This window comes from Kitasatospora sp. GP30 (assembly GCF_029892145.1).
Classification (GTDB): domain Bacteria; phylum Actinomycetota; class Actinomycetes; order Streptomycetales; family Streptomycetaceae; genus Kitasatospora; species Kitasatospora acidiphila.
In genome coordinates this window covers 18,289-40,306 of the sequence record NZ_JARZAH010000015.1, presented here as the reverse complement: position 1 = coordinate 40,306, position 22,018 = coordinate 18,289, and the positions used below count along the sequence as shown (strand labels likewise).

15 protein-coding genes are annotated in these 22,018 nt (G+C 71.1%); 6 read left to right on the top strand and 9 right to left on the bottom strand.

The features are described from left to right. Nucleotides 1-36 precede the first annotated feature (36 nt). Genes P3T35_RS21710 through P3T35_RS21700 form a run of 3 tightly spaced genes read right to left on the bottom strand, consistent with a single transcriptional unit; the run spans nt 37 to nt 4,330 of the window. On the bottom strand, nt 37-1,104 hold the full coding sequence (locus P3T35_RS21710; RefSeq protein WP_101384043.1) for an ROK family protein: 1,068 nt from the start codon (nt 1,102-1,104) through the stop codon (nt 37-39). Then, nucleotides 1,101-3,308 (bottom strand): beta-galactosidase, encoded by a 2,208-nt coding sequence (locus tag P3T35_RS21705; protein ID WP_101384044.1) that lies wholly within the window; start codon nt 3,306-3,308, stop codon nt 1,101-1,103. Before P3T35_RS21705 ends, P3T35_RS21710 begins: the two co-directional genes overlap by 4 nt. Beyond that, the gene (locus tag P3T35_RS21700) at nt 3,305-4,330 is read right to left on the bottom strand and encodes an alcohol dehydrogenase catalytic domain-containing protein (protein WP_101384045.1); all 1,026 of its coding nucleotides are present in this window, start codon (nt 4,328-4,330) and stop codon (nt 3,305-3,307) included. The genes P3T35_RS21705 and P3T35_RS21700 overlap by 4 nt, the downstream gene beginning before the upstream one ends. 82 nt (nt 4,331-4,412) lie before the next feature. Between P3T35_RS21700 and P3T35_RS21695 the strand changes: the two genes are divergently transcribed. After that, on the top strand, nt 4,413-5,258 hold the full coding sequence (locus P3T35_RS21695; RefSeq protein WP_180356769.1) for a sugar nucleotide-binding protein: 846 nt from the start codon (nt 4,413-4,415) through the stop codon (nt 5,256-5,258). Nucleotides 5,259-5,264: 6 nt separating this feature from the next. Here P3T35_RS21695 and P3T35_RS21690 read toward each other — a convergent pair whose 3' ends face one another. The 3 genes from P3T35_RS21690 to P3T35_RS21680 are packed head-to-tail and all read right to left on the bottom strand — an operon-like array spanning nt 5,265 to nt 9,409. Then, nucleotides 5,265-6,518, bottom strand: coding sequence for a hypothetical protein (locus P3T35_RS21690; RefSeq protein WP_101384046.1), 1,254 nt, complete (start codon nt 6,516-6,518; stop codon nt 5,265-5,267). A 9-nt stretch (nt 6,519-6,527) separates the two neighbouring features. Further along, the gene (locus P3T35_RS21685) at nt 6,528-7,436 is read right to left on the bottom strand and encodes an inositol monophosphatase family protein (protein ID WP_101384047.1); all 909 of its coding nucleotides are present in this window, start codon (nt 7,434-7,436) and stop codon (nt 6,528-6,530) included. Beyond that, nucleotides 7,433-9,409: an aminotransferase class III-fold pyridoxal phosphate-dependent enzyme gene (locus tag P3T35_RS21680; protein ID WP_180356770.1), complete on the bottom strand. Its 1,977-nt coding sequence runs from the start codon at nt 9,407-9,409 to the stop codon at nt 7,433-7,435. The genes P3T35_RS21685 and P3T35_RS21680 overlap by 4 nt, the downstream gene beginning before the upstream one ends. A gap of 285 nt (nt 9,410-9,694) precedes the next feature. Between P3T35_RS21680 and P3T35_RS21675 the strand changes: the two genes are divergently transcribed. Genes P3T35_RS21675 through P3T35_RS21665 form a run of 3 tightly spaced genes read left to right on the top strand, consistent with a single transcriptional unit; the run spans nt 9,695 to nt 12,179 of the window. Next, complete coding sequence (locus P3T35_RS21675) at nt 9,695-10,585, top strand: PfkB family carbohydrate kinase (protein WP_180356771.1); 891 nt, start codon at nt 9,695-9,697, stop codon at nt 10,583-10,585. After that, complete coding sequence (locus P3T35_RS21670) at nt 10,582-11,295, top strand: haloacid dehalogenase-like hydrolase (protein ID WP_101384050.1); 714 nt, start codon at nt 10,582-10,584, stop codon at nt 11,293-11,295. Before P3T35_RS21675 ends, P3T35_RS21670 begins: the two co-directional genes overlap by 4 nt. Further along, nucleotides 11,292-12,179 (top strand): glycosyltransferase, encoded by an 888-nt coding sequence (locus P3T35_RS21665; RefSeq protein ID WP_101384051.1) that lies wholly within the window; start codon nt 11,292-11,294, stop codon nt 12,177-12,179. The genes P3T35_RS21670 and P3T35_RS21665 overlap by 4 nt, the downstream gene beginning before the upstream one ends. 31 nt (nt 12,180-12,210) lie before the next feature. Here the strand turns inward: P3T35_RS21665 and P3T35_RS21660 are convergent, their stop codons facing one another. From P3T35_RS21660 to P3T35_RS21650, 3 genes are all read right to left on the bottom strand, one after another. Continuing rightward, nucleotides 12,211-14,718, bottom strand: coding sequence for a tetratricopeptide repeat protein (locus P3T35_RS21660; protein WP_143677012.1), 2,508 nt, complete (start codon nt 14,716-14,718; stop codon nt 12,211-12,213). 186 nt (nt 14,719-14,904) lie between these two features. After that, on the bottom strand, nt 14,905-15,954 hold the full coding sequence (locus P3T35_RS21655) for a hypothetical protein (protein WP_280707341.1): 1,050 nt from the start codon (nt 15,952-15,954) through the stop codon (nt 14,905-14,907). Nucleotides 15,955-16,038: 84 nt separating this feature from the next. Continuing rightward, nucleotides 16,039-17,001 carry a peptidase gene (locus P3T35_RS21650; protein WP_218976739.1) on the bottom strand — a complete coding sequence of 321 codons (963 nt, stop codon included), beginning with the start codon at nt 16,999-17,001 and terminating at the stop codon, nt 16,039-16,041. A gap of 756 nt (nt 17,002-17,757) precedes the next feature. On the opposite strand from P3T35_RS21650, the gene P3T35_RS21645 reads away from it, so the two are divergent. Together P3T35_RS21645 and P3T35_RS21640 are read left to right on the top strand one after the other, a co-directional pair. Continuing rightward, nucleotides 17,758-20,505, top strand: coding sequence for a LuxR family transcriptional regulator (locus P3T35_RS21645; RefSeq protein ID WP_101384053.1), 2,748 nt, complete (start codon nt 17,758-17,760; stop codon nt 20,503-20,505). A gap of 240 nt (nt 20,506-20,745) precedes the next feature. Then, a complete protein-coding gene (locus P3T35_RS21640; RefSeq protein ID WP_180356772.1) occupies nt 20,746-22,014 on the top strand; it encodes an ABC transporter substrate-binding protein in 1,269 nt (422 codons plus the stop codon). Nucleotides 22,015-22,018 lie beyond the last annotated feature (4 nt).

Genomic DNA, 22,018 nt, shown 5'->3' with positions numbered 1-22,018 from the left:
CATTGCTCAAGGCGCTGTAGTGCGACCCCTGGCGTCTCACGTCGTCGTCTCGATCGCCAGCAGCGCCGCGCCGATCGCACCGGCATCGGCCCCGAAGTGTGCCGGCAGCACGGGCACGGCCGGGCGGTCACCGGGGGAGTACAGCTGCCGGGCGAACGAGGCCCGCGCGGGCGCGAGCAGGAGATCTCCTGCGGCGACCGGACCGCCGCCCACGATCAGTACGGCGGGGTCGAAAACATTGGCCAGGGCGGCCAGCCCGGTGCCGGTGAGCGTCCCCACCCGCTCCAGGATGTCCAGGGCCTCGGCATCGCCGCCGCGAGCGGCCTCGGTGACCGCCTCGCCCGCATCCCACGATCCTACGCCCGCGTGCTGCGCGTCCCCGTCGGCATCCCGCGCAGCCCCACCCGCATCCCGCGCAGCCCTACCCGCATCCCCCGCACCCCGCGCACCCGCACCCCCACCCCGCGAGCCGTCGCCGAGCAGGCGGGCCAGCAGCGACGCCGGACGGGCCGCAGCCGCCTGTCGCCCCAGGCGCGCGATGGCGGCGCCGGACGCCGACACACCCCAGCACCCGCGCTTCCCGCATTCGCACGGCGGCCCCAGCGGATCGACCGTCAGATGGCTGGCCTCGGCAGCGAAACCGTGCGCGCCGCGCAGCAGCCGCCCGGCGACGACCACGCCGCACCCCAGACCGGTGCCCAGTGTCACCAGCACCTGGTGCTCGTGGCCCCGCCCCGCGCCGAGCCGGTACTCGGCCCACGCGGCGGCATTGGCGTCGTTGTCCGCCACCACGGGCAGTCCCAGGGCATCCGCGATCATCGCCCGCAGCGGGGCTCGCGCGAAGTCCAGGCCGGGCGCGAATACCAGCGCCCCGGTAGCCGCGTCGACCATCCCCGGCAGCCCGACGCCGACCGCGGTGACCCGCTCGCCGCCCACCTCCGCCACCAACTGGCCGATGACGGCGACCAGTTCGACCGCCGTGCGGCGCGGGGTGGCCCGGCGCGCCCGGGCCGACACCGTGCCGTCAGCCGTCAGCCGCACTGCCGCGATCTTGGTCGCGCCGACATCGACGCCAACCGTCTCAGCCTGGGACGACGGGGTCATGGGATCTCCGGCAGCACCACGCGGGCCTCGCCCCGCACCGCGACGGTACGCACCTCGAAGCCACCCGGGCCACGCTCGGCAGCCAGGTCCTCGCCCCGCTCGCCACCGCCACCACGCGGGCCATCGCCCGGCCCGCGCAGGGCGGACAGGTCGCTCGGACCGCGCAGGGCGGACAGGTCGCACGGCCGGTCCGTGCGGAGCAGATCGCGTCCCACCCGCACCCGGACCGGTACCCCGTCGCCGGTCTGCTCGTTCAGCCCCTTCACGTAGCAGGCCCCGAGCCGTCCGTGCGACACCTGGACGACGGCACACCCGCCGCCGACCAGGTCCGCCGCGACGACGCGCTCCCCGCACACGGTCCGGGCCCGCAGCGGTTCGCCTGTGCGGTTGAAGAGGAAGACGAGCACTTCCTGCGGATCCGCGGTGGTCCTGCGCAGTTCGAGCCACGCCCCCGGCCGGGCACGCGCAGGCACGTCGCAGCTCTCGTTCAGCCACTCCTCGACGGTGGCCCCGATGGACTGCCCGTCGCCGGACACCACCCGCACCCGGCCCGCCATCGCATCAGCGAGCTCGACGCACGGGCGCAAGTCCTCGTCCAGCGTTGGCAGTTCGCCGATCACCAGCAGCGACCCGCCGTGCTCGCCGAACCGTGCGAGCCGCTGCTGCAGGGCCCGCTCCATGAAGCGGCCCGACGCGGCGACCAGTGGACCGGCGGCGGGATCGAGCGCCACGCGGCCGGTCAACTCCGCCAGTTGGAAGGGCAGGTTGCGTCGCAGGCAGTGGGCGACGAACGGCACCAGCGTCCGATCGGCCGATGGAACCCGCCAGTCCCCATGACCGGCACGGGAGTTCATTGCCCAGTCCCAGGCGCCGACCGCCGCGTACGTCGGATGGACACCCCACCGCACGCCGTTCTCCGGGCGGGAGACGGCCAGCTCATGCTGCCGCCCGGCCAGGAAGTGGGTCAGCACCCGCACCGCGGCGAAGGCCGGGCCAGGTGTCGCATCCAGCAGGATCGGGGCGGCATCCCCGTACGGCGGGTCGAACTGCCCGGAATCGCCGGCGGGCTGCGCCACCGCAAGGTGCTCGCCCCAACCCGCGGTCGCGCAGGCCGGATAGACGGCGACGCCGGTCGCCCCGCACGCCACGCCGAGCAGGGTGTGATGAATCGGCACCACCGGGAAGGCGCAGCTCGAATCCGCCCAGCGAAGGCCCCAGTTCTCCTCGATGTTGGGACCTCGCCCGCCCTTTGCCGCCAGGACGTAGTTGACCAGCGCCTCCTCATCGGAGATCACATTGCCGGTCCAGCTCGTATAGGCACGGGGCAGTTCGGTGACCGCGCCGACTCGGTTCCTGACCAGCCAGGCGTCGTACCGGCCGGCTGCCCGGCCGGGGTCGCGGTCGGTTCTGGCCGGCGGCGAGTACGTGGTGAACACGGGGACGTCCGGCCCGATAGCTTCGGCCAGCGCCGCCATCCCGGCGGCGAGCAACTCGGCCGACCAGCGCGCCCAACTGGCCAGCGAGAGCAGACCGTTGGCGGAACAAGGAAACTCCGCCAGGGTGGGCGCGGCCACGCCGGGCGCGAAGCGGGCGAAGGCTTGGGCGCCCGGCTGCGAGTAGTCGAGCGCATCGAGCGGAAGGGCGGTCTCCCCGTAGTGCCCCTCGTTGCCGATCTGGACGGCGACGACCGGACCGCCCGGATGCAGGAACGGCCGCAGGAGCAGGCCGACGGCGCGCAGCCAACCGGTCGCGTCCGCGAGGTACGCCGGGTCGAGAGCCGAGGGCAGTACGAACTGCTGGTAGGGCAGCGGCCGGCCGTCGGCCGACCGGGCGGCGTGCCGCCCCGGATCGAGGGTCGGGCTGATCCGGTCGGGCAGCCCGCCGAAGGGCAGCTCGGCATGGACGAAGGGGCCCGGCTTCAGCACCGCGAGCAGCCCGGTCGCCGCGATCAGCTCCAGGAAGCCGACCAGATCCCGGTTGCCGTCCCCGGCGAAGCACAAGTCGCCGCAGGCGATCTCGTGGTGCCGCCACGGCACGTAGCAGGTCACCACCTCGATGCCGGCTTCCCGCATGCTGTCCAACTTGGCCGCCCAGCGCTCGGGATCGTCCCGGTAGTAGGGGTACTCGCCCGCGATGAGGAACCGGGGGCGCCCGTCCAGCCACAGCGTCCCGTCCACGAAGGACGGCCGCCGCCCGGGACTCATGGCGCAACGCCTTCATCCGCGGTGAGCAGGATCTTCATCGCGCTGTACCCCTCGGGCTCCGAGGCCGGTGTGGCGGCCAGCAGGGTCAGGGCCTCGGCGTACCGTTCGAGCGGCAGCACATGGGTCACCAGCCCTTCCAGCGGCAGTTCGCGCGCGAGCTCCACCGCCAGCTCGAAGTCCGTCGGCCGGTACGGCCCGGCCCCCACCAGGCGGATCCCTCTGGTCACCAGGGCCCGCAGCGGGACGGCGGCGACGGCGGCCTCCCGTTCGCCCATCACCACGACGGTGCCCCCGGCCGTCACCGTGCCCAGGAGGTCACCGGGCAGCGCTCCCGTGGTGTCGATGACCACATCGGGTGCGCCGGCCGCGGCCGCCTCCTCGGTGGCCAGCACCCGCACCGCCCGTGGCAGCAGCCGGCGGGCGATGTCCAGCCGCCCCGGATCACGCTCGGCCAGTGTGACCCTGGCGCCGCGCCAGGCCAGGACCAGCGCGCACAGCGCACCGATCGGACCGGCGCCGACCACGAGCACCCGGTCGTCCCAGCGCGGCCGGGCCGCCGTCAGGTTGTTCAGCACACAGGCGAGCGGCTCCACCAGGGCCCCTCGCCGGTAGGGCACTTCGGCGGGCAGCCGGTGGACGAAGCGCTCGGGCACCACGGCGAAGTCGGCCATCGTGCCGTCCCGGTCGACGCCGACCTCCCGGCCCGTCTTCGCCCCGCAGTGGGCCGGCATGCCCCGGCGGCAGGGGCGGCACCGGTCGCAGTGGTACGTCGGGTTGATCACCACCCGGTCGCCCGGCGCCACCGCGGCGACCGCGGCCCCCACCGAGGCCACCGCGCCGACCGCCTCGTGCCCCAGCACCACGCCCCGCCGCGCGGGGAACTCGCCCAGCAGGATCGCCCGGTCCGTGCCGCAGATGCCGGTGGCCGCCACCTTGACCAGGACGTCGTGGGCATCGAACGACGGCACCGCGCGGTCATGGATCCCCGCCCGGCCCACATCCTCGAACACGACCGCCTTCATTGCTGCCTCCCACCGGATCTCTCACCAACAGTGCCATAAAATGTCTGATATGAGCCGATATTGGCCGCCGGGCGTATGTGACTTGCCGTCGGACTCGCGCCTGCGGATCCTGCTGCTCGGCGCGTCAGGGTTCGTGGGCGGCGGCTTGTGGAGCCATCTGAGGGCCCGTCACGGGGTCGTCGGGACCTTCGCCACCCGGCCGATCCCGGGGCTGGTCCAGCTGGACCTGCGCGACGAGCGCCGGTTGTCGGCGCTCGCGGCCGACGGCTTCGACCTCGTCATCCATGCGGCTGGCCTGGTCCCGCTGGAGGTGGCCGAAGCCGACCCCGAGCTGGCCCACCACCTCAACGTCCGTCCCATCGAAGTCCTCCTGGACGCCGTGCGCGGCTCGGCGGCCAAACTGGTCTTCCTGTCCAGCGACAACGTCTTCGACGGCACCCGTCACCAGTACACCGAGGACGACCACCGCTCCCCGGTCAATGTCTACGGTCGGACCAAGGCGGCGGCCGAGGACCTGCTGCTCGCCGACGGCGGGCACCTGGTCGTGCGGATCCCGCTCGTCTTCGGGCGCGGTCCCTGGGCGAACACCTTCCTGGCCCGCCTCGCGGGGTCGACGACCCTGGCCCGCACGGATCTGGTCTGCGCTCCCGTCTACCTGCCCAGTCTCGGCCCGGCCCTGGCCGAGCTCTGGGGGCGCACGGGCGTCGTGCACTACGGCGGGCGCGACGTGGTGACCCGGTTCGAGCTGATGTCCAAGGTCCAGCAGGCCCTGGAGCTGCCCACCCGGGTAGTGGCCGTCCAAGGCGACGAGGCCCGCGCCGGCTGCCGGCGCCCGCCCCGGCTGGTGCTGCGCAGCACCCGGCACCGCCTGCTGGGCCCCGGCCTGGACACCGCGCTCGCCCACCTGGCGGGCCGGACGCTCGCCTGACACCGGTCAGCCCTGGGGGAGATGGTCGGCCACCAGCGCCAGGTGGCGTTCGGCGTCCAGCTGCCCGGTGCGGCCGAGTTGCGCGGCGAGATCGTTGATCAGCAGCGTGCCGAGCAGATAGTGCCCGAGCGCGAGTTCCGTGGGCGCGGAGTCGTTCCCCCGCCCGTCGGGCTTGGGCTTGCGGTCCGAGAGCCGGCACGGTGCCTCGGCCAGGACATGCAGGTCATGGGTGAGCAACAGCCGCTCCAGCCAGCCCGGATCGTCGCGGAACAACCCGGACAGCCCTTCAGACGACGCCAGCTGGGGCAGGAACCGGTGAATCGCCGCGCGGTAGCCCGGGAACACCGGCTGCCGGAAACCCACTTGGTAGCCGTGCCGCCTCGACCGGCTCACCGAGAAGCCCGTTCGGAGCGCGGGATCCCATACGCTGAGGCTGAAGAGCGTCTTCGCCAGGTCGTAGACCGGATCCCACGGCGCGGTGGAGCCGCGCGGATCGATCAGCCGGAAGTCCTCGACGGTCGCACCGGGGCGGGTGGACAGCAGCACGTTGCGCGTGTTGAAGTCCCCGTGGGCGGGAGCCCCCAGGCGGGCGGGTGCCAGCCGGGCCAGCCGGCCCGCCAGCCGCTCCAGCACCAAGTGCGGGGCCCGGCACGGCATGCCGTTGACGATGAGGCGCTCGGCGGTCATCAGGTCGGCGGGCAGCGCTCGGTGCAGCACGGGCAGCCGCCGCAGGAACCGGCCCACGACGACCTCCGCGACATGGCCGGCCGGGGTGGGGTGCGACCGCGCGGCGTACCCGTCCAGGACCAGCGCCTGGACGACTGCCGTGTACCGGCGGAAGAACTCCCGCGTCCCCTGGGCGGATTCCCGCAGCGGAGCCGCCAGGTCCGCCGATTCGTAGAAGGGCGTCGTACAGGCCGACCAGCCGTCGCCGTCGAGGAAGTGCCCGATCGGCAGATAGTGTGCCGCCAACCGTGGTGCCAGAGTGCGCAGTTGGTCGATCTGCCGGAGCTTGTGGCGGAACGACGCCAGGTCGTGGCCGTCCACGGCGCCCGGTGCGGGTACCAGGATCTTGACCGCCAGGTCTTCCCCGGTCGCGGCGGTGGCCCGGTAGACCCGGGCCGGGGATCCGCCGTCCAGGATCTCGTACTCGACCGCGAGGCCGAGGGTGCCGGCGACGGCCGACAGGGCGGCCTCGTCGGTCCACCCGCCGGGCGGGCGGGTGGCCGTGACCGTGAGGTGCCGGCGATCGGTCACCACGGGTGCCTCCTACCAGCGGATCGAGTCGATCAGCGCCGCGTGCAACTGCGGTGTGCAGGCGGCGACGCAGGAGCGCTGGTTCAGCGGGCCGATGTCCAGCAGCAGGGTGTCGTGCAGCGGCTTGCCGTAGGCGTCGGTGATGGTGACCCCGGCCCGCTCCGCGAGGAGGACCGAGGCCGCGATGTCATACGGGAACAGGTGCAGGATGCTCCCGTGGCCGACGCGGCGGAAGTCCGGTTCGGTGGCGGGGCGATCGCGAAGCAGCCGGTTGCCGATGTCGACGTAGGCGTCCATCTGTCCGGTGATGATCCGTGAGATGGAGAAGGAGGCGCTGTTGAAGACGTACACGCCACCGGTGTTGGCCGAGGCGTCGATCAGGTGGCCGTAGGCCCCGATCATCAACTCAGCGGGGTGGCCGTTGAATTCGAGCGACCAGAACATCCGGTCGGGATCGACGGTGGCGGACAGGCGGGGCACCGGCGCCGGAAAGCCGCCGGATTCGATCCCGTCCCCGTCGACGTCGGCATAGAGCCAGTTGCCGGACTTGATCTCCTGGAGCATCGCGTACCGGATGTCCCCGATGGTGGGAGCCTCGCCGAAGGGCGCCGCGGCGATGGAGACGCAGGCCATCTCCAGGTCGGCGGCGGCGCCTCGGGTCCCGTCGATCGGGTCGATGACCAGCACGTACTCGGGGTTCCGGCCGATCGTGCGCAGCCCCTCGCTCTCGGTGTAGACGGCGATGGGCTCGCTCCGTTCCGTCAGGAAGTCCCAGGCGGCCCGTTCGGCGAGCAGGTCGACGGGGAACTCGGCGTCCCCGCCCTTCGCGGTGCCCTGCACATAGCGGCTGCCGACCTCGTGGAGGCCGGTGCGGACGGCCGTCCGGATCTGCCGGGACAGCTCCTGGACCAGGCCCTTCATGAGACCGAGAGGAAGAGTCGCTCCAACAGGTCGCACATCTCGTCCGCCTCCTGACGGGTGATGACCAGTGCCGGTCGCACCTTCAGCACATTGCCGTGCCCGTACAGCGAGGTCCGCAGCAACAACCCTTGCTCCAGGCCGAGTTCGGCCAGCTGGTTGGTGAGCCGGGGGTCGGGACGGCCGGCACCGTCCACGATGTCGATGCCGATCATCAGCCCGACGCCGCGCACCTCCCGCACGAACGACACCTTCGAGGCCAGATCGCGCAACCGGTCCAGCACGTACGCGCCGACGGTCCGCACGTTCTCCAGGAAGCCCGGACGGCCGATGACCTCAAGGGTCTTCAGGGCGGCCGCGGCGGCCAGCACATTGCCGCCGAAGGTCGAGTTGATGTGGTGCCCCTCCACACCGGCCAACCGCTCCTCGGTCAGGATGCCGGCGATGGGCATCCCGGCGCCGCCGAGGCCCTTGCCGAAGGTCAGCATGTGCGGGGCGACACCGAAGTGGTCGGCGGCGAACATCCGGCCGGTGCGCCCGAAACCGGTCTGGATCTCGTCGAAGACCAGCACGATCCCGCGCTCCTCGCACAGCTTCTTGAGCGCCTGCAGATAGCCGTCGGGCGGAACGACGTTGCCGCCGTTGCCGCTGATCGGCTCCAGCACCAGGCAGGCCACCCGGCCGGTGCTCGCGTAGTCGATGAAGTCGTTGATCCGCTCGACGCACAGCAGGCCGCAGGTGTCCCGCTCCTGCCGGTAGAAGCAGCGCAGGCAGTGCGGATCGGGGACGTGCACCACGCCGGGCAGGTGCGAGGGGAAGGGAGCCCGCCGGAACGCGGCGCCGGAGGCACCGATCATGCCGAGGGTCTGGCCGAGGTGGCCGCGGAAGAGCGTGATCACATCGGACTTCCCGGTGTGCACCTGGGCGATCTTGACGGCGCTCTCGTTGGCGTCGGAGCCGCTCGCCGACTTCAGGTGCACCCGGGTGAGGTTCGGGGGTGAGACCTCGGCCAGCTTCGACACCAGCGCGTTCAGCGGCTCGGTCTGGAACTTGGAGGTGACGTGGATCAGCCGGCCGGCCTGTTCGCGGACCGTCTCCACGATCTCGGGGTGGGCATATCCCAGGCTCAGATTGAACGTCCCCGAGGAGCAGTCGAAATAGCGCCGACCGTCCTCGGAATAGAGGTGGACACCCTCGCCCTTGACCACTCGGAGTTTGTCCGGGAGGTAGTAGTAGTGCTGGAGCGCACCCGCGACGTCCTGCTCGGACACCGGATCCGGTTTCGCACTGACGGCCTGATTCATCGGTTTCCCTCTTCGCGTCTTCCTGCTGAGAACTCCGGGCAGATCGATCTGCTCGAATGATTCGAACCGCAGATCCGCCTCATCGAGATCGAGCGAGGCGGTCATCGAGTTCGGTATGACGACGCACCGGATTCCGGCCCGCTTCGCAGCGCGGACGCCGCTGGGCGAATCCTCGAACGCCACCGCCCGCTCGGCGGGGACCCCCAGCGAGGCGAGCGCCGCGACATACAGGTTCGGCTCGGGCTTCGCGCCACTGCGGTCCCCGTCGGCGCACTGCACCGTGCGCCAGCCATCGGCGATGCCGCACTGCCGCGTGTACCGGGCGATCCACTCCCTGGTCGAGTTGCTGACGATGCCACGGGAGATCCCCAGCGCGTCCACCGCCCGCAGGATCCGATGCACCCCGGGGCGGCTGGACAGCCCGCCGAGCAGTTCCCGCTGCCGGCGCCGGACCCGCTCCTGCGCCTCCCGGCGATCCACCGGACGCCCGGTGAGCCGTTCGAGGTGCGTCCACAGGTCGAAGCCGATGGTGCCGACGACGGACGACCACACCTCCCTCGGAAGCGGGTGGCCGAATTCCAGGAAGATCTCCGCATGGGCACGGAATATCTCGGACTCCGGATCCCACAGGGTTCCGTCGAAATCGAAGAGGACCGCATCCACGTCCTTCACGCACACCTCCGTCCTCACACGTACCTCCGTCGAGCGGCAGGGTGGCCGCACGGCCGCTGGTTCGTGCACGGATCCGAAATGCCCAGGGGCCCATCATCACGGAGCCTGCCCGGGGCCGCCATTCACGGTTGGTCAACATGCCCTCGATCGGCGTAGGAGGCAGTGCGGGTCCGGGCATGCGGTGGTGTTCTGGAAGCGATGATCGTCTGCTGCCGTGATCGTCTGGTAGCGGTGATCGTCTTGGAGTCGGTGCCGGCGACGGACCGGCGCGAGAGTCGAGGAGCGATGGACGAAGACCTCCGCCTCGCCGGTGCGACGACTCCCTGCGGCCGGCCACGGGTGGCCGTGGTGGGACACGTCGAATGGACGACGATCGCCGGTCTCGACCAACTGCCCACCGCCGGCGAGGTGATCCACGCGGAACCGCTCTGGCGAGGCCCTGCGGGCGGCGGCGCGGTCGCGGCCGTCCGGCTCGCCGAACTGGCCGGCGACTGCACCTTCTTCACCGCCCTCGGCGACGACCGAGCCGGGCACCGCTCGCGAACCGAGCTCGAACGCCGAGGTGTGCGGGTGCTCACCGCCTCCCGGGCCGACCCGACCCGTGAGGCGGTGAGCCTGGTCGACCGCTCCGGGGAGCGCACCACCATCACCCTGGGGAGGCGGCTGCAACCCGCTGCGGCGGATCCTCTCGACTGGGATCAACTGGCCTCCTACGACGCGGTGTTCTTCACCGCCGGGGACGCCGCCCTGCTGCGCCGGGCCCGGCGGGCCAGGGTGCTGGTGGTGACGGCGCGTGAGTTCGGCACCGTGCTGGAGTCCGGTGTCAGGGTCGACGCGCTCGTGGGCAGCGGCTGCGACCCGGCCGAGAGCTGCGACCTGGCATTGCTGCGAACGCTGCCCGACCTGGTGGTCAGCACCGAAGGCCGCCGCGGTGGCGTGTTCACCCGCTGCGGCCAGGCCCCGCGCCGCTACCGGCCCGCCCGGGCGCCGGGGCCCCTGGTGGACACCTACGGGGTCGGGGACAACTTCGCGGCCGTCCTCGCCTATGCGCTCGCCGCCGGGGCGACCACGGCCGACGCGCTGGCCCTCGCCGCCCGGCACGGCGCGGCCTGCACCGCGCGGCGGGGTCCGTTCACGGTCGAGCCGGCGCCGCGCCGACGGGCGGCCCGGGTGTGAAGCGGCACCTGGTGCTGTGGGACATCGACGGCACGCTGATCGACGACGGCGGCCTCTGCCAGGTGATCTACCCGCGTGCCTTCGAACGGCTCACCGGCCGGCCCGCCCGCCACCCGGTCGCCATCGCGGGCCGCACCGAACTGGACATCATGGCCGAGCTGTTCGCCCGGCACGGCGTCAGCCCGGTCGCGCAGAGCCTGGTCACCGCCGAGCTGAACGCCCAACTGCGGCGGCTGGACGATGAGTTCCGAACCGCAGGACGGGTCCTGCCCGGTGCCGTCGAGGCGCTGCGGGCGATGGGGGAGCAGCGGGAGGTGGCGCAGTCCGTCCTCACCGGGAACCTGAGGGCCAACGCCCTCCTGAAGCTGCTGCTGTTCGGGCTGGCGGAGTTCATGGATCTCGGCGTCGGCGGCTACGGCGACGACGGACACGAACGGGCAGCCCTCGTCCCGGTGGCCCGGCGACGCGCCGCGGCCGCGTACGGGCACGACTTCGACGCCGACAGCACCGTCCTGATCGGCGACACCCCGCGCGACGTGCGGGCGGCACGCATCGGCGGGGCCCGGGTGATCGCCGTCGCCTCGGGTGCGAGCAGCGCGGCCATGCTGACGGACGCGGGGGCCGATGCGGTGCTGGCCGATCTGCGCGACACCGCCGCGGTGCTCCGCACCGTCCAGGCGCTGCGCCCGGCCGCGTGGAGCACCGGATGAACGACCAGGTCCATCCGGTGAGCCTGGTCTCGGTCGTCATGCCCGCGCGCAACGCAGAGGCGACGATCGCCACGCAGCTGGCGGCCCTGGGCTGCCAAACCTACCCGGGCCCTTGGGAAGTCATCGCCGTCGAGAACGGATCGAGCGACGGCACCCGCGCGCTGCTGCGGTCCTGGCAGCAGCGGATGCCGCAGCTGAGGGTGGTCGACGCCGCCGACGGCTGCGGTGTCAACCGCGCGCGCAACATCGGCTGCCACCACGCGCGCGGCGAATTCGTGCTCTGCTGCGACGCGGACGACGTGGTGGCCCCCGGCTGGATGGCGGGTCTGGTCGACGTCCTGGGCACCAGCCCCGCCGTCGGGGGCGCGCTCGAACGCCGCAAACTCAACGCCCGGGTGGCCCTCGCCGCGCGCCCGCCGAAGGAGTCCGACGCGCTACTCGACACCTTCGCCTTCCTGCCCTACCCGGCGGGTGCCAACTGCGGCTTCCACAAGGAGCTCTGGCGCCGCCTGGGCGGCTTCGACGAGAGCTACCGCTACGGCAGCGACGATGTCGAGTTCTTCTGGCGCGCCCAACTGGCCGGCCACCGGTTGGCTTTCGCGCCCGGCGCCGTCGTGCACTACCGGCTCCGTGCCGAACCACGGGCGATCGCGGGTCAGTTGTACCGCTACGGCCGCTCGCACCCCCAGCTCTACCGGGACTTCGCCGACCACGGCATGCCCCCCTCCCGGCTGCCCGACGCCGCCGCGGCCTGGTGGCGCCTCCTGACCCGCCTGCCCGACCTGGTCGGCCCCGCCGACCACCGCGCCGCCCTGCTGGCCCAACTCGCCCTGCGCACGGGCCGGATCGTGGGCAGCGCCAGATACCGGCGGTGCTACCTGTAGCGCTGCCTGCCGCTCAGAGTCACTGAACTGTTCAGGCGACGATCCGAGCGTCGGGGCTCATGCCCATCTCGGCTCGGATCGTGCGCACTTGCTCGAACTGAGCCGCGGCGAACTCCGGATCGGTGGCCCGGTGCAACTCGGCCAGCTCGCTGCGGGTGATCTCCTCATCACGCCGGACCCCGTAGCGGATGGCCAGCGCCAGCGCGGTGCGCAGGATCTCGTCGGCTTCGCTGTCGTCCCCGGACCGGCGGAGCGCCACCGCGTACCGGTTGAGAACGGTGGTCCTGGTCTCCGGATGCTCGGCGACGGGCGCCAAGTCCAGGGCGGCGAGGAAGACGGCGCGGTCCTCAGCCATGCCGTGGTCGCCCGGCCGGTACAGCGCCCAACCGCTCAGGCCCAGTGCTTCGACGACTCTGTCGCCGTGGCGGTGCGCGGTGTCGGCGGAGACGCGAAAGGCGGTCGCCGCCTCGGCGAAGCGCCCCACGCCCGCCAGGGCTCTGCCCAGGTGGGAGCGGGCGCGGGCGTCGTGGCCCACGATGCCACGGGCCACGACGATGTCCAGGATCTCTTCCAACGTGGGCAGCGCCTCAGCGTAGCGACCGAGATCCAGCAGGCTGTTGCCGATGTTCCCGAGGGGCTTGTAGAGCTCGTCGGTGCGGCCGGAGGCGCGATAGAGCTCCACGGACCGCCGGTAGTGCTCAACGGCTTCGCGCAGGTTGCCCAGCGAGTTGTACGCGTTGCCGACCAGATTCTCCACGGCGGCCTCGGCGTCGACGTCGCCCAGCTCGTGGAAGAGCGTCCGCGCCACCGTCAGCTCCTCGATGGCGCTGCCGCGGCCGGTGCGCCAACTCGCGGTTCCGATGCACTTGGCAACGTGTGCGCGAGCGCGCGTGTCCTGGAGCGCGTGGGCCGCGGCGTCCGCGAGCCGGTTCGCCGCATCCCAGTCGTCCATGTATCCCCGGGTGCAGAGGAACCACCACAGCGCCTGGGGGAGTCGCCAAGCGTGCTGCGTGCGGCCGGTCCGGGCGGCCAGTTCGATCGCCGCGCACAGACCGGGCCGTTCGTCCTCCAGCCACGCCATCGCCTCGGCGAAACCGGCCAACGGTGGACCGGATCGCGGCGGACACGCCACCGGCGGGTGGGTGACCGCGGTTCCGGGCGCGAGGCATTCCGCCGCACGGATGGCCTGATGCAGGTAGTAGTCCAAGCCGCGCTCCACAGCTCGGTCGTGCTCGTCGGCACGGCCGACCGCGACCGCCCGGGAGTGGGCGGCCACCAGGTCGTGCATGCGATAGCGGCCGGGCAGATGCTGCTGCACCAGGTGGACGTCGACAAGGTCCTCGATCAGCGCCTCCGCCTCGGACGCCGCCAGATCCGCGACCGCGGCGGCGCCGAAGACGTCGAAGTCGGGCCCTGGAACGGCGGCCAGCGCCCGGAACAGGCTTTGCGTGTCGACGGCGAGGTGACGGTAGGACAGGTTCACAGTGTGGTGGACGGCATCGCTGCCGAGCTTCTGCAGTCCACCATCGCGCAGCCTGGAGTCCAGATCGGCCACCGTCCACAACGGCCGGCTCCGCAAGCGCGCGGCGGACAACGCCACCGCCAGCGGCAGACCGCCGCACCTCGCCGCGACCGAGCGCGCCGCCTCCGGCTCGGCGGCGATACGCCCGTCCCCGGCGATCCGCGCCAGCAGCCCGACCGCCTCCGGCGCGCTGAACGGCTCGACCACGTATCGTTCGGCCCCGTCCAGGCGGAGCAGGCAGCGGCGGCTCGTGATCAGCACCCGGCACGCCGGGCCTGCCGGGATCAAGTCCCGCACCTGGTCTTCGTCAGCGGCGTTGTCGAGCAGGATCAGCATTCTGCGGTCGTGCACCCGGTCGCGGAACATGGCCGCGCGCTCGCCCGGATCGGCCGGGATCTGCGTGGCCGGGACCTCCAGGGCCCGCAGGAACGACTCCAGGACCGTCGCCGCGTCGGTCGGCCGGTCCACCGGATCGAAGCCGCGCAGGTTCACGTACAACTGGCCGTCCGGATACCAGCCGTCGCGGACCAAAGCGTGCGCGGCGTGGACGGCCAACTGGGTCTTCCCCACCCCGGCCATGCCCTCGACCACCGCGACGGCCGTCGCCGGCGCACTCGGCGCGACACGCGGTGTCAGCGCCGCCACCAGCTCAGCGAGGAGCCGCTCGTGCCCGACGAAGGTCGACAAGTCGTGCGGCAACTGGCGGAACACGCCGGTCGGTCCGCCGGACTTCGCATCGGCATGCACCCGCACGCACGCGTCGCGCCAGCGGGCCACTTCCGATTCCGCAACGCCCAGACACCGGACGATCGCGACGACCAGATCGAGGTCGAGCCGGCGGCGTCCGACCTTGAACAGGTCACTGACCGTCGAGTACGCCACCACGCGCGGCGGCCGCATGAGCGGGCCGACGCGCTTGGCGATGGTCCGGTAGGAAGGGCGGCCGGCGTTGATCCGCGCCTCGTCCAGCAGCCGCACGAACTCCGACACATCCCGAGCCCGTGAGGGATCGGGCATGGCGAACTGGCTCACGTCAGACCCCCGTCATCCCGTGCAGTCGCCGCTCACCCTAGCCGGGGGTGACCGGACTTGTCCGGGAAACGGGCTTCCAGCCGTGCTGACAGGCAGAGTTGGCCAGTTGGCGACTAACACGGCCAGAGCGTCGGTCTTCGTCGGGCGAACCTGCAGAGGCTGGACAGGAGGTCAGGCCGATCGCGTCTGCGCCCAGTTGTAGAGCTGGTGGGCGCTGTCACCCAGGCGGGTGGCGTAGAGCGTGTTGGCCTGCCCGCCCGCGAGGTCGTCGCTGGTGGTGGTGACGCCGACGACGGTGCCGACACCGGTCCGGGTATCGAACTGCGCGAGGTGGGGACCGCCGCTCGCCCCGTGTGACATGTCGCAGGGCTCACCCCACAGGAGGGGGGCTTTGGGGCCGGGCTGGGCCGGTCCGGCGCAATGGATCATGCGTGATCCGTTGTACTTGGCGCTGGGGTCGTTGAGTTGGTCCTTCGGGTAGCCGAAGGTGTGGATGAACTCGTCCTTGACAGGCTTGGTGAACGCGATCCGCTGGCTTCCCGTGACATCCGCGATCCGTCGTCCCTGGGCTGAACGGTTCGCTACCAGGATTCCCGTGTCGTAGCCGGCGACAGCGACATCGCTCGAGGTCGTCTTGCCCGGATCGGCGTCCCAACGGGAGGAGGTGGCCACGTTCTTGATGCTGAAGCCGCCGAGCGGTTTCGTTCCGTTGCGGTAGCCGGGCACGAAATAGAGGTTGTGGCTCCACGTCTTGTCGCTGGCGGGAGCCCCGACGCCCCGCAGACAGTGCGCTGCCGTGATGATGGTGCTGCGGTTCGCGCTGTTGACGACCGTTGCGGTGCAACTGCCGTCGTAGCCGTCGGAGAAGGTGAAGAAGAGACGGCCGACGCTCTCGTTCACCGCGCCGCCGTGCGTCCAAACGGCCCCAGGATCCAGCGTGTTCGGGGGAAGCGGACGCGGATCGTCAGGCGTGTTGTCGTCCGCGGGCACGGGGGTGGCCTCGGGGACCAGGGCACCCGCCAGCTTCATCCGCGTGGGGGTCCAGTAGGCATCGATCCGGCTGCGCTCCTGTTCGGTCGTGGCACCGGAATGCGTGGTGATGGACTCCGGTTCCGCGGCGAAGGCCGCGGTCGGCAGCAGCACTGCCGCCGTGGTCGCACTCAGCAGGAGGACTCCCGCGGCGGCGAGGTTGCGCGGGAACGTTCGGTGTCCGGCTGACATCGTTGCCATTCTTGGTTGGGTCCAGTTCTTTTCGAGGGATGGTCGCGATCAAGCGGTGGGTGAGGCCGAGGAGTTACGCACCGCTCAGCCGACGCTCCAGGCGCTTTCGGCGGCCTTGTACAGCGGCTTGGTGATCGCGGAGGTGAACTGCGGGCCGACCAGGTGCCGGGCGCAGGAGGTGGTGCCGGCGTTGCAGACCTGGCCCGAGGAGTCGAAGAAGGCGCCCTGGGTGTTGTCGCCCACGACGGTGCCGATCCCGGAGGACGGGTCGAAGTCGGCGACGCGGGGACCGCCGCTGGAGCCGCCGCCCATCACACAGGGGGCGCCCCACTCGCCCCGGGGCTCAGGGTGGTCCTTGGTGCCCGGGTACTCACGGGTCTGTCCCACGCAGTAGGCGAGCTCGGCCCCGGTGAACTCGGGCAGGCCCGCGCGCGAGGGATCGCCCGAGGCCTCACGCGGATAGCCGAACTCGTGGACCGACGCGCTGCCCGGCCGGTCGAAGCCGATGCGCTGGGCGGCGCCGACGGCGTCCTGCACGCGCTTGCCTGCGGCATTGCTGTTCAGGACCAGGAACGCCTGGTCGTATGCGTCGAACTTCAGCGCGTCCTGCTGGTCGTTGAGGAGCCAGGTGGCATCGGCGACCCCGGCGCGTGCGACGAACTTGCCGTACGGCGCGAAGCCGTCGTGGTAGCCCGGGACGAACATCTCGTTCGACAGCCACTCATCGTTGTCACCAAGGAGGTCGGTGCTGTTGACGCAGTGTGCCGCCGTGACGATGGTGCTGTGGTTGGCGCTGTTCACGACGGTCGCGGTGCAGCTTTCGTCCTCGCCGTGGTTGGTGAAGAAGAGCCTGCCCACCGTCCTGCTCAGGGTGGCGGCACCAGTCCACGAGGCGCCGTCGGGGCCGCTCTTGGGCGGGTTGCCGGACGACGGCTGGGTCAGGGCGGCTATTCGCGCCGGCGTCCAGTAATCCAGAACGGCCTGCTGCTGCGCGGCCGTGACCGCCTCCGGATGGACGGCCACCTGGTGTGCGGCGGGGCCGTCCATCGGTGCGGCTCCTGCGGGTGCAGCCAGCGCGAGGCCAGCGGCCAACACGACTGCGGTCAGGGCGACTTGGGTGCTCGCTCGGCTGTGGGTCCGGTTGCGGTGAACGCGAGTTGGGTCATAGGTAGGTGGCATGTGCGGCACTGTAGTGACGGGGTGTCAGAATCCCGTTCGCAGAGCGTTTCGCCCTTTCATCGATAGCAGCAGATTGCTGTAAAGGGCGTTTCATTCTTGTATCGATGATCGCGGGCGGCGACCGGCTGACCGAGCAACCCGTCGAATCCGATTGCCGGCTGTGAAGGTCCGAGGGAGGGGTTGGGTGTGGAACTGACGACACGCGGGAAGCGATGGCTGGTCGTAGTGGGCGTGGGCGTGGGCGTGGGCGTGGGCGTGGGCGTGGGCGTGGGCCTGGTCGGGCTCGGGGCGGCGGCCTGACACGCATCGGGCGACGACTACCCGCTGCCGGCTGGCGTCGCCGCCCGTGCCTCAACCCTGATGAAGCAGCGTCACGCCCGTCTCTGCCAGCCGAAGCCTTCTGCCGGTGGTGTGGCCGGAGTCACTTGCCCCATTGACCACTCTGAGCTGCCATTATTTGGATAATGGGCGCATCCGGCGCGCGTCGTCCGGGCCTGGTCGGCGTCGCTTTCCGGCAGCGGCAGCGGCAGCGGCACCGGCAGCCGACGCCGAGGGGCGGAGCCGCCAGCCGGAGTGGGCTGAGCCCGGCATCGGCCGGAGAGTGCGGGCAGGAAAGGCGCGTGAGTGGCGGGGTCAGGCGGATCGCTGTCCCGTTGCGGTCTGCGCGGCCGAGAGGCGGAACTCGAAGAGTTGCAGGCACTGATCGCCTTGGTGGCTCGCACGGGAAGCGGGGGATTGGCCCTGCTCCGGGGGGAACCGGGTATCGGCAAGACCACGCTGCTCGCCGAGGCCGTCACCAGGGCCAGGGCAGCGGGATTCTCAGTCGGTCTCGGTAAGGCCGATGAGCTGCACCGCATCGTGCCGCTCTCGTCGTTGGCGGCCTGCATCCTGCACGGCGCTGAGCCGTTGCTCTCCGGCGATGCCTTTGCCGATCTCGCGCGGAGTCACGATCAGCGGATCTGGCTGGTGGAGCGCATTGCGGAGGCGATCGAAGCCAGAGCCGGCAGCGTGCCGGTGCTGATCGCGCTGGATGACGTGCAATGGGCCGACCCGCTCAGCCGATTTGCCTTGAAGCAGCTTCCGACCCGCCTGTGGACCTCGCCGGTTCTGTGGATCCTGGCCGGGCGGCCGGAGCCCGCTGGTCCAGCAGAAGAGGTCGTCGCGGCCGCGAGGGACACACTCCCGACGGTTACTGTGCCTCTGGGGCCGCTGTCCGGCGCGGCTATCGGCCAACTGGCCAGCGACACAATGGGTGCAGCCGTCGACGAGCGGGTACGGGAGTTGCTCGACGGAGCCGGCGGGAATCCGTTTCTGGCGGTCGAGATGCTCGCTGGACTGCGGACCGCCGATGATTCGGGTGAACTGGTGCCCTCACGGCTCGTGGTGGGTGTGCGAGGCAGACTCAGCTCCCTGCAGCCAGGCACACTGCGCCTGCTTCAGATGGGAGCGGTGTTGGGACGCAGGTTCGGCTTCCACGACGCCACCGCGCTCTGCGGCCAACCGCCCACCACGTTGATTGCGGAGCTGGAGGAGGCGGTGCGCGCCGGACTCCTGGACGATGACGGCGATCAGCTGGTCTTCCGGCATGATCTGGTGCGCCAGGCAGTCTATGTCGACATCCCGCCGTCAGCCCGGAAGGCACTGCACCGAGAGGCTGCCAACCACCTGGTCTCAGCGGGCCGCCAGCCGATCGACGCGGTGCCGCACATCCTTCGGGGTGCCCTGCCCGGGGATGAGGAAGCCGTGGCGCTGCTGCGGCGAGCCGCTGACGACGTGCTGCCGGTCGCGCCGGGTCTCGCGGCCGACCTGATGGTGCACGCCCTGGAACTGGTGCCGTCAGTGCGGCCGTTGAGGTTCGTCGTGGGTGAGCAGGCGATCGTCTGCTTGACCCGGGCAGGCCGGAATCGAGAGGCGCTGTCGACCGGCGACCGGTTGCTGGACTGCCGACCGCCGTTGGAGGCATTCAGCCGGCTGCAGGCTGCCCTCGGCGGGACGCTGTGGAACATGGATCTCGCCGGTGAGTTGCGCCGCCGGGCCGAAGCAGCCCTTGCGATCGGGGGCGCCGCTCCGCAGGTCGGGGCGAGGCTGGCGGCCCTGCGTGCGCTGGCGCTGTCCCGCGAGGAGGATCTCGTCGCGGCGCGTGAGGTCGGTGAGAGCGCGCTGCGTGCCGCCACCGTGAGCGGGGACCGGGAGGCGCACGTCCTGGCCCTGTGCGGGCTCGGCGAGATCGCGCTCAACGCGGGTGAGAACGCCGTCGCGCTCCAGCAGTTCGCCGCGCTCAGCGCCGTCGACTCCGCTTTCCTGCCCGAAGAGATCGTCGCCCACCAGCACGTGGACGACTTCGAGTCCAGCGAACGACTGCTCCTGCGGGCAGCGGACCAGGCCGGGTCGCCCCGTCAGGCAATGCTGCTGTGGGGACAGGGCCAGCACCATCTGGCGCTCGGCAAACTCGCCGACGCCGACGCCGACTTCGTGACGATGGAGCGCCTGGAAGACGACGTCCAGGTGCCCGTCCAGCAGGTGAACTCGCGTGTGATCCGCTCTCAGATCGCCCTGCTGCGCGGCGATCCGGAAGCGGCGCGGCAGCACCTGGCCTCAGCGCGGGAGAGACTGGTGGCCAAACCGAACCCGGGCAACACTGCCGCGGTGCGCTTCCTGGAAGCGGTCCACGCCGAGGCCGACGGGGACATCGGGCTTGCCATCGACAGGATTCGGCAGGTGCAGCAGGAAGGTTTCTTCATGCGCTGGCGGCTGTTGCGCAACCAGATCGACGCCGCGATCCGCATGGCCCTGCGAGGCGCGGACCGCGAGCTCGCCGAGGACCTGGCCGCGCAGGCCCAGGCCTACGCGGAACGCAACCCGGCCGTGCCCACTGCCAAGGGCATCGCTGCGCAGGCCGCCGGGCTCGTGAGGAACGATCTCGTCATGTTGGAACACTCCGTGACACTGCTCAAGGCGAGCCCTCGCCCGTTGGTCCGGGCCGCCGCCCACGCTGATCTCGGACGGGCACTCCTGGCAGCAGGCCGGAAACCTCAGGCAGTGGCCGCCCTGATCCACGCCCACGGCATGTTCGCCGAGTCGGGCGCCCACGCCGCAGCCGAACGCGTACGGCGCGATCTGGCCGGTGCCGGGGCCGGCAGCCACCGGGCAGTGGCCATGCAGCGCCCCGTCCAGGGCTGGGAGGCCCTCACGGCCTCGGAGAAGAAGGTCGCGCGCCTCGTCGCCGAGGGCTGCACCAACCGGTCGGCCGCCGACCTGCTCGTCGTCTCCCCGCACACGGTCAACACCCACCTGACCTCCGTCTTCCGCAAGCTGTCGATCAACTCCCGGGTTCAGCTTGCCAACCTGGTCATGGCATTGCCCGACACCTGAACGGAGCTGTTGGCACGTCAGCGTGAGGCTCCGCCATCTCGGAGAGGGCGTTCTGTGATGGTCCAGCAGGTTTCGGTCTGAGCCGAGAGGAGGTTCGGCGACCCCCGGAGGCGTGGCCCTGGCCCGCAGGCCTACGCTGATCGAGGCGCCTGGGGGATCTTGAACCCTCTTCACCTCCACGGCCCCTCTTCACCTCCACCCACACCCCGGCCACCCACGACACTCGGTAAAGGCACCGCCATGACCTCACCAGCCAGACCACGGGCGCGGCGCACCGCCGCCCGCCTGGGGACCGGAATCGTCGCGCTGGGCCTGGTTGCCACCGGGTGCGGTGGCCCAACCGGTAGCGCGGCCGGCACCGGGTCAGCGGCAGGCAGGGTCACCTCCATCACCGCACTCGACTACTACAGCGACGAACCTGAACACACCCAGTGGGGCGAGTTGCTCAGCACCTGCGGCAAGACTGTCGGCGTCACGGTCGAGCAGACGAGTGTTCCGGGGGCCTCGCTCATCCCCAAGGTCCTTCAGCAGGCGTCGTCGCGGACGCTTCCCGACCTGTTGATGCTGGACAACCCCGACCTGCAGCAGATCGCACAGACCGGCGAGCTGACCCCACTGGACCAGTACGGCATCGACTCCAGCGGCTTCGCCAACGGCATCCTGTCGGCGAGCACGTACCAGGGGAAGCTGTACGGACTGGCGCCCAACGTCAACACGATCGCCCTCTTCTACAACAAGGACATGCTCTCCGAGGCCGGTGTCGCAGTGCCGAGGACCTGGGACGAGCTGAAGGCGGCGGCGGCCAAGCTGACCCGCACGGGGCGCTACGGCATGGCGGTCGACGCGAACGCCACCTTCGAGGGCACCTGGCAGTTCCTGCCCTTCCTGTGGTCCAACGGCGGGGACGAGAAGCAGTTGGACACCCCGCAGGCCGCGCAGGCACTCCAGCTCTGGGTCGACCTGGTGAAAAGCGGATCCATGTCGAAGTCGGTGCTGAACTGGAACCAGTCCGACGTCAGCGATCAGTTCGTCGCCCGCAGGACAGCCATGATGATCAACGGCCCCTGGCAGATCTCCGCTCTGGACGAAGCGAGGGACCTGCACTGGGGGGTGGCCACCATCCCGGTCCGACAGGTGGGGCAGACCTCTGTCACACCGCTGGGCGGTGAGGTGTGGACGGTCCCACAGAGCGCTTCCAAGGCCCGGCAGCAGAAGGCCGCTCAGGTCCTCGCCTGCTTGAACGACTCCACGAACATGCTCGCCCTCGCCAAGCAGCGCTTCACCGTGCCCTCCCGATCCGCAGTGGCTTCCCAGTATGCCGAGCAGGACCCGTCGATGGCTGCGTTTGTGAACAGCGTTGAAGTGGCCCGGGCCCGTACCGGCGAACTCGGCGTCAACTGGCCCAAAGCGGCAATCGGGATATACACCGCGATCCAGTCCGCGCTGACGGGCCAGCAGACGCCGGAGGAAGCACTCAAGCATGCGCAGCAGATCGCGACCGGCTCTTGACGGG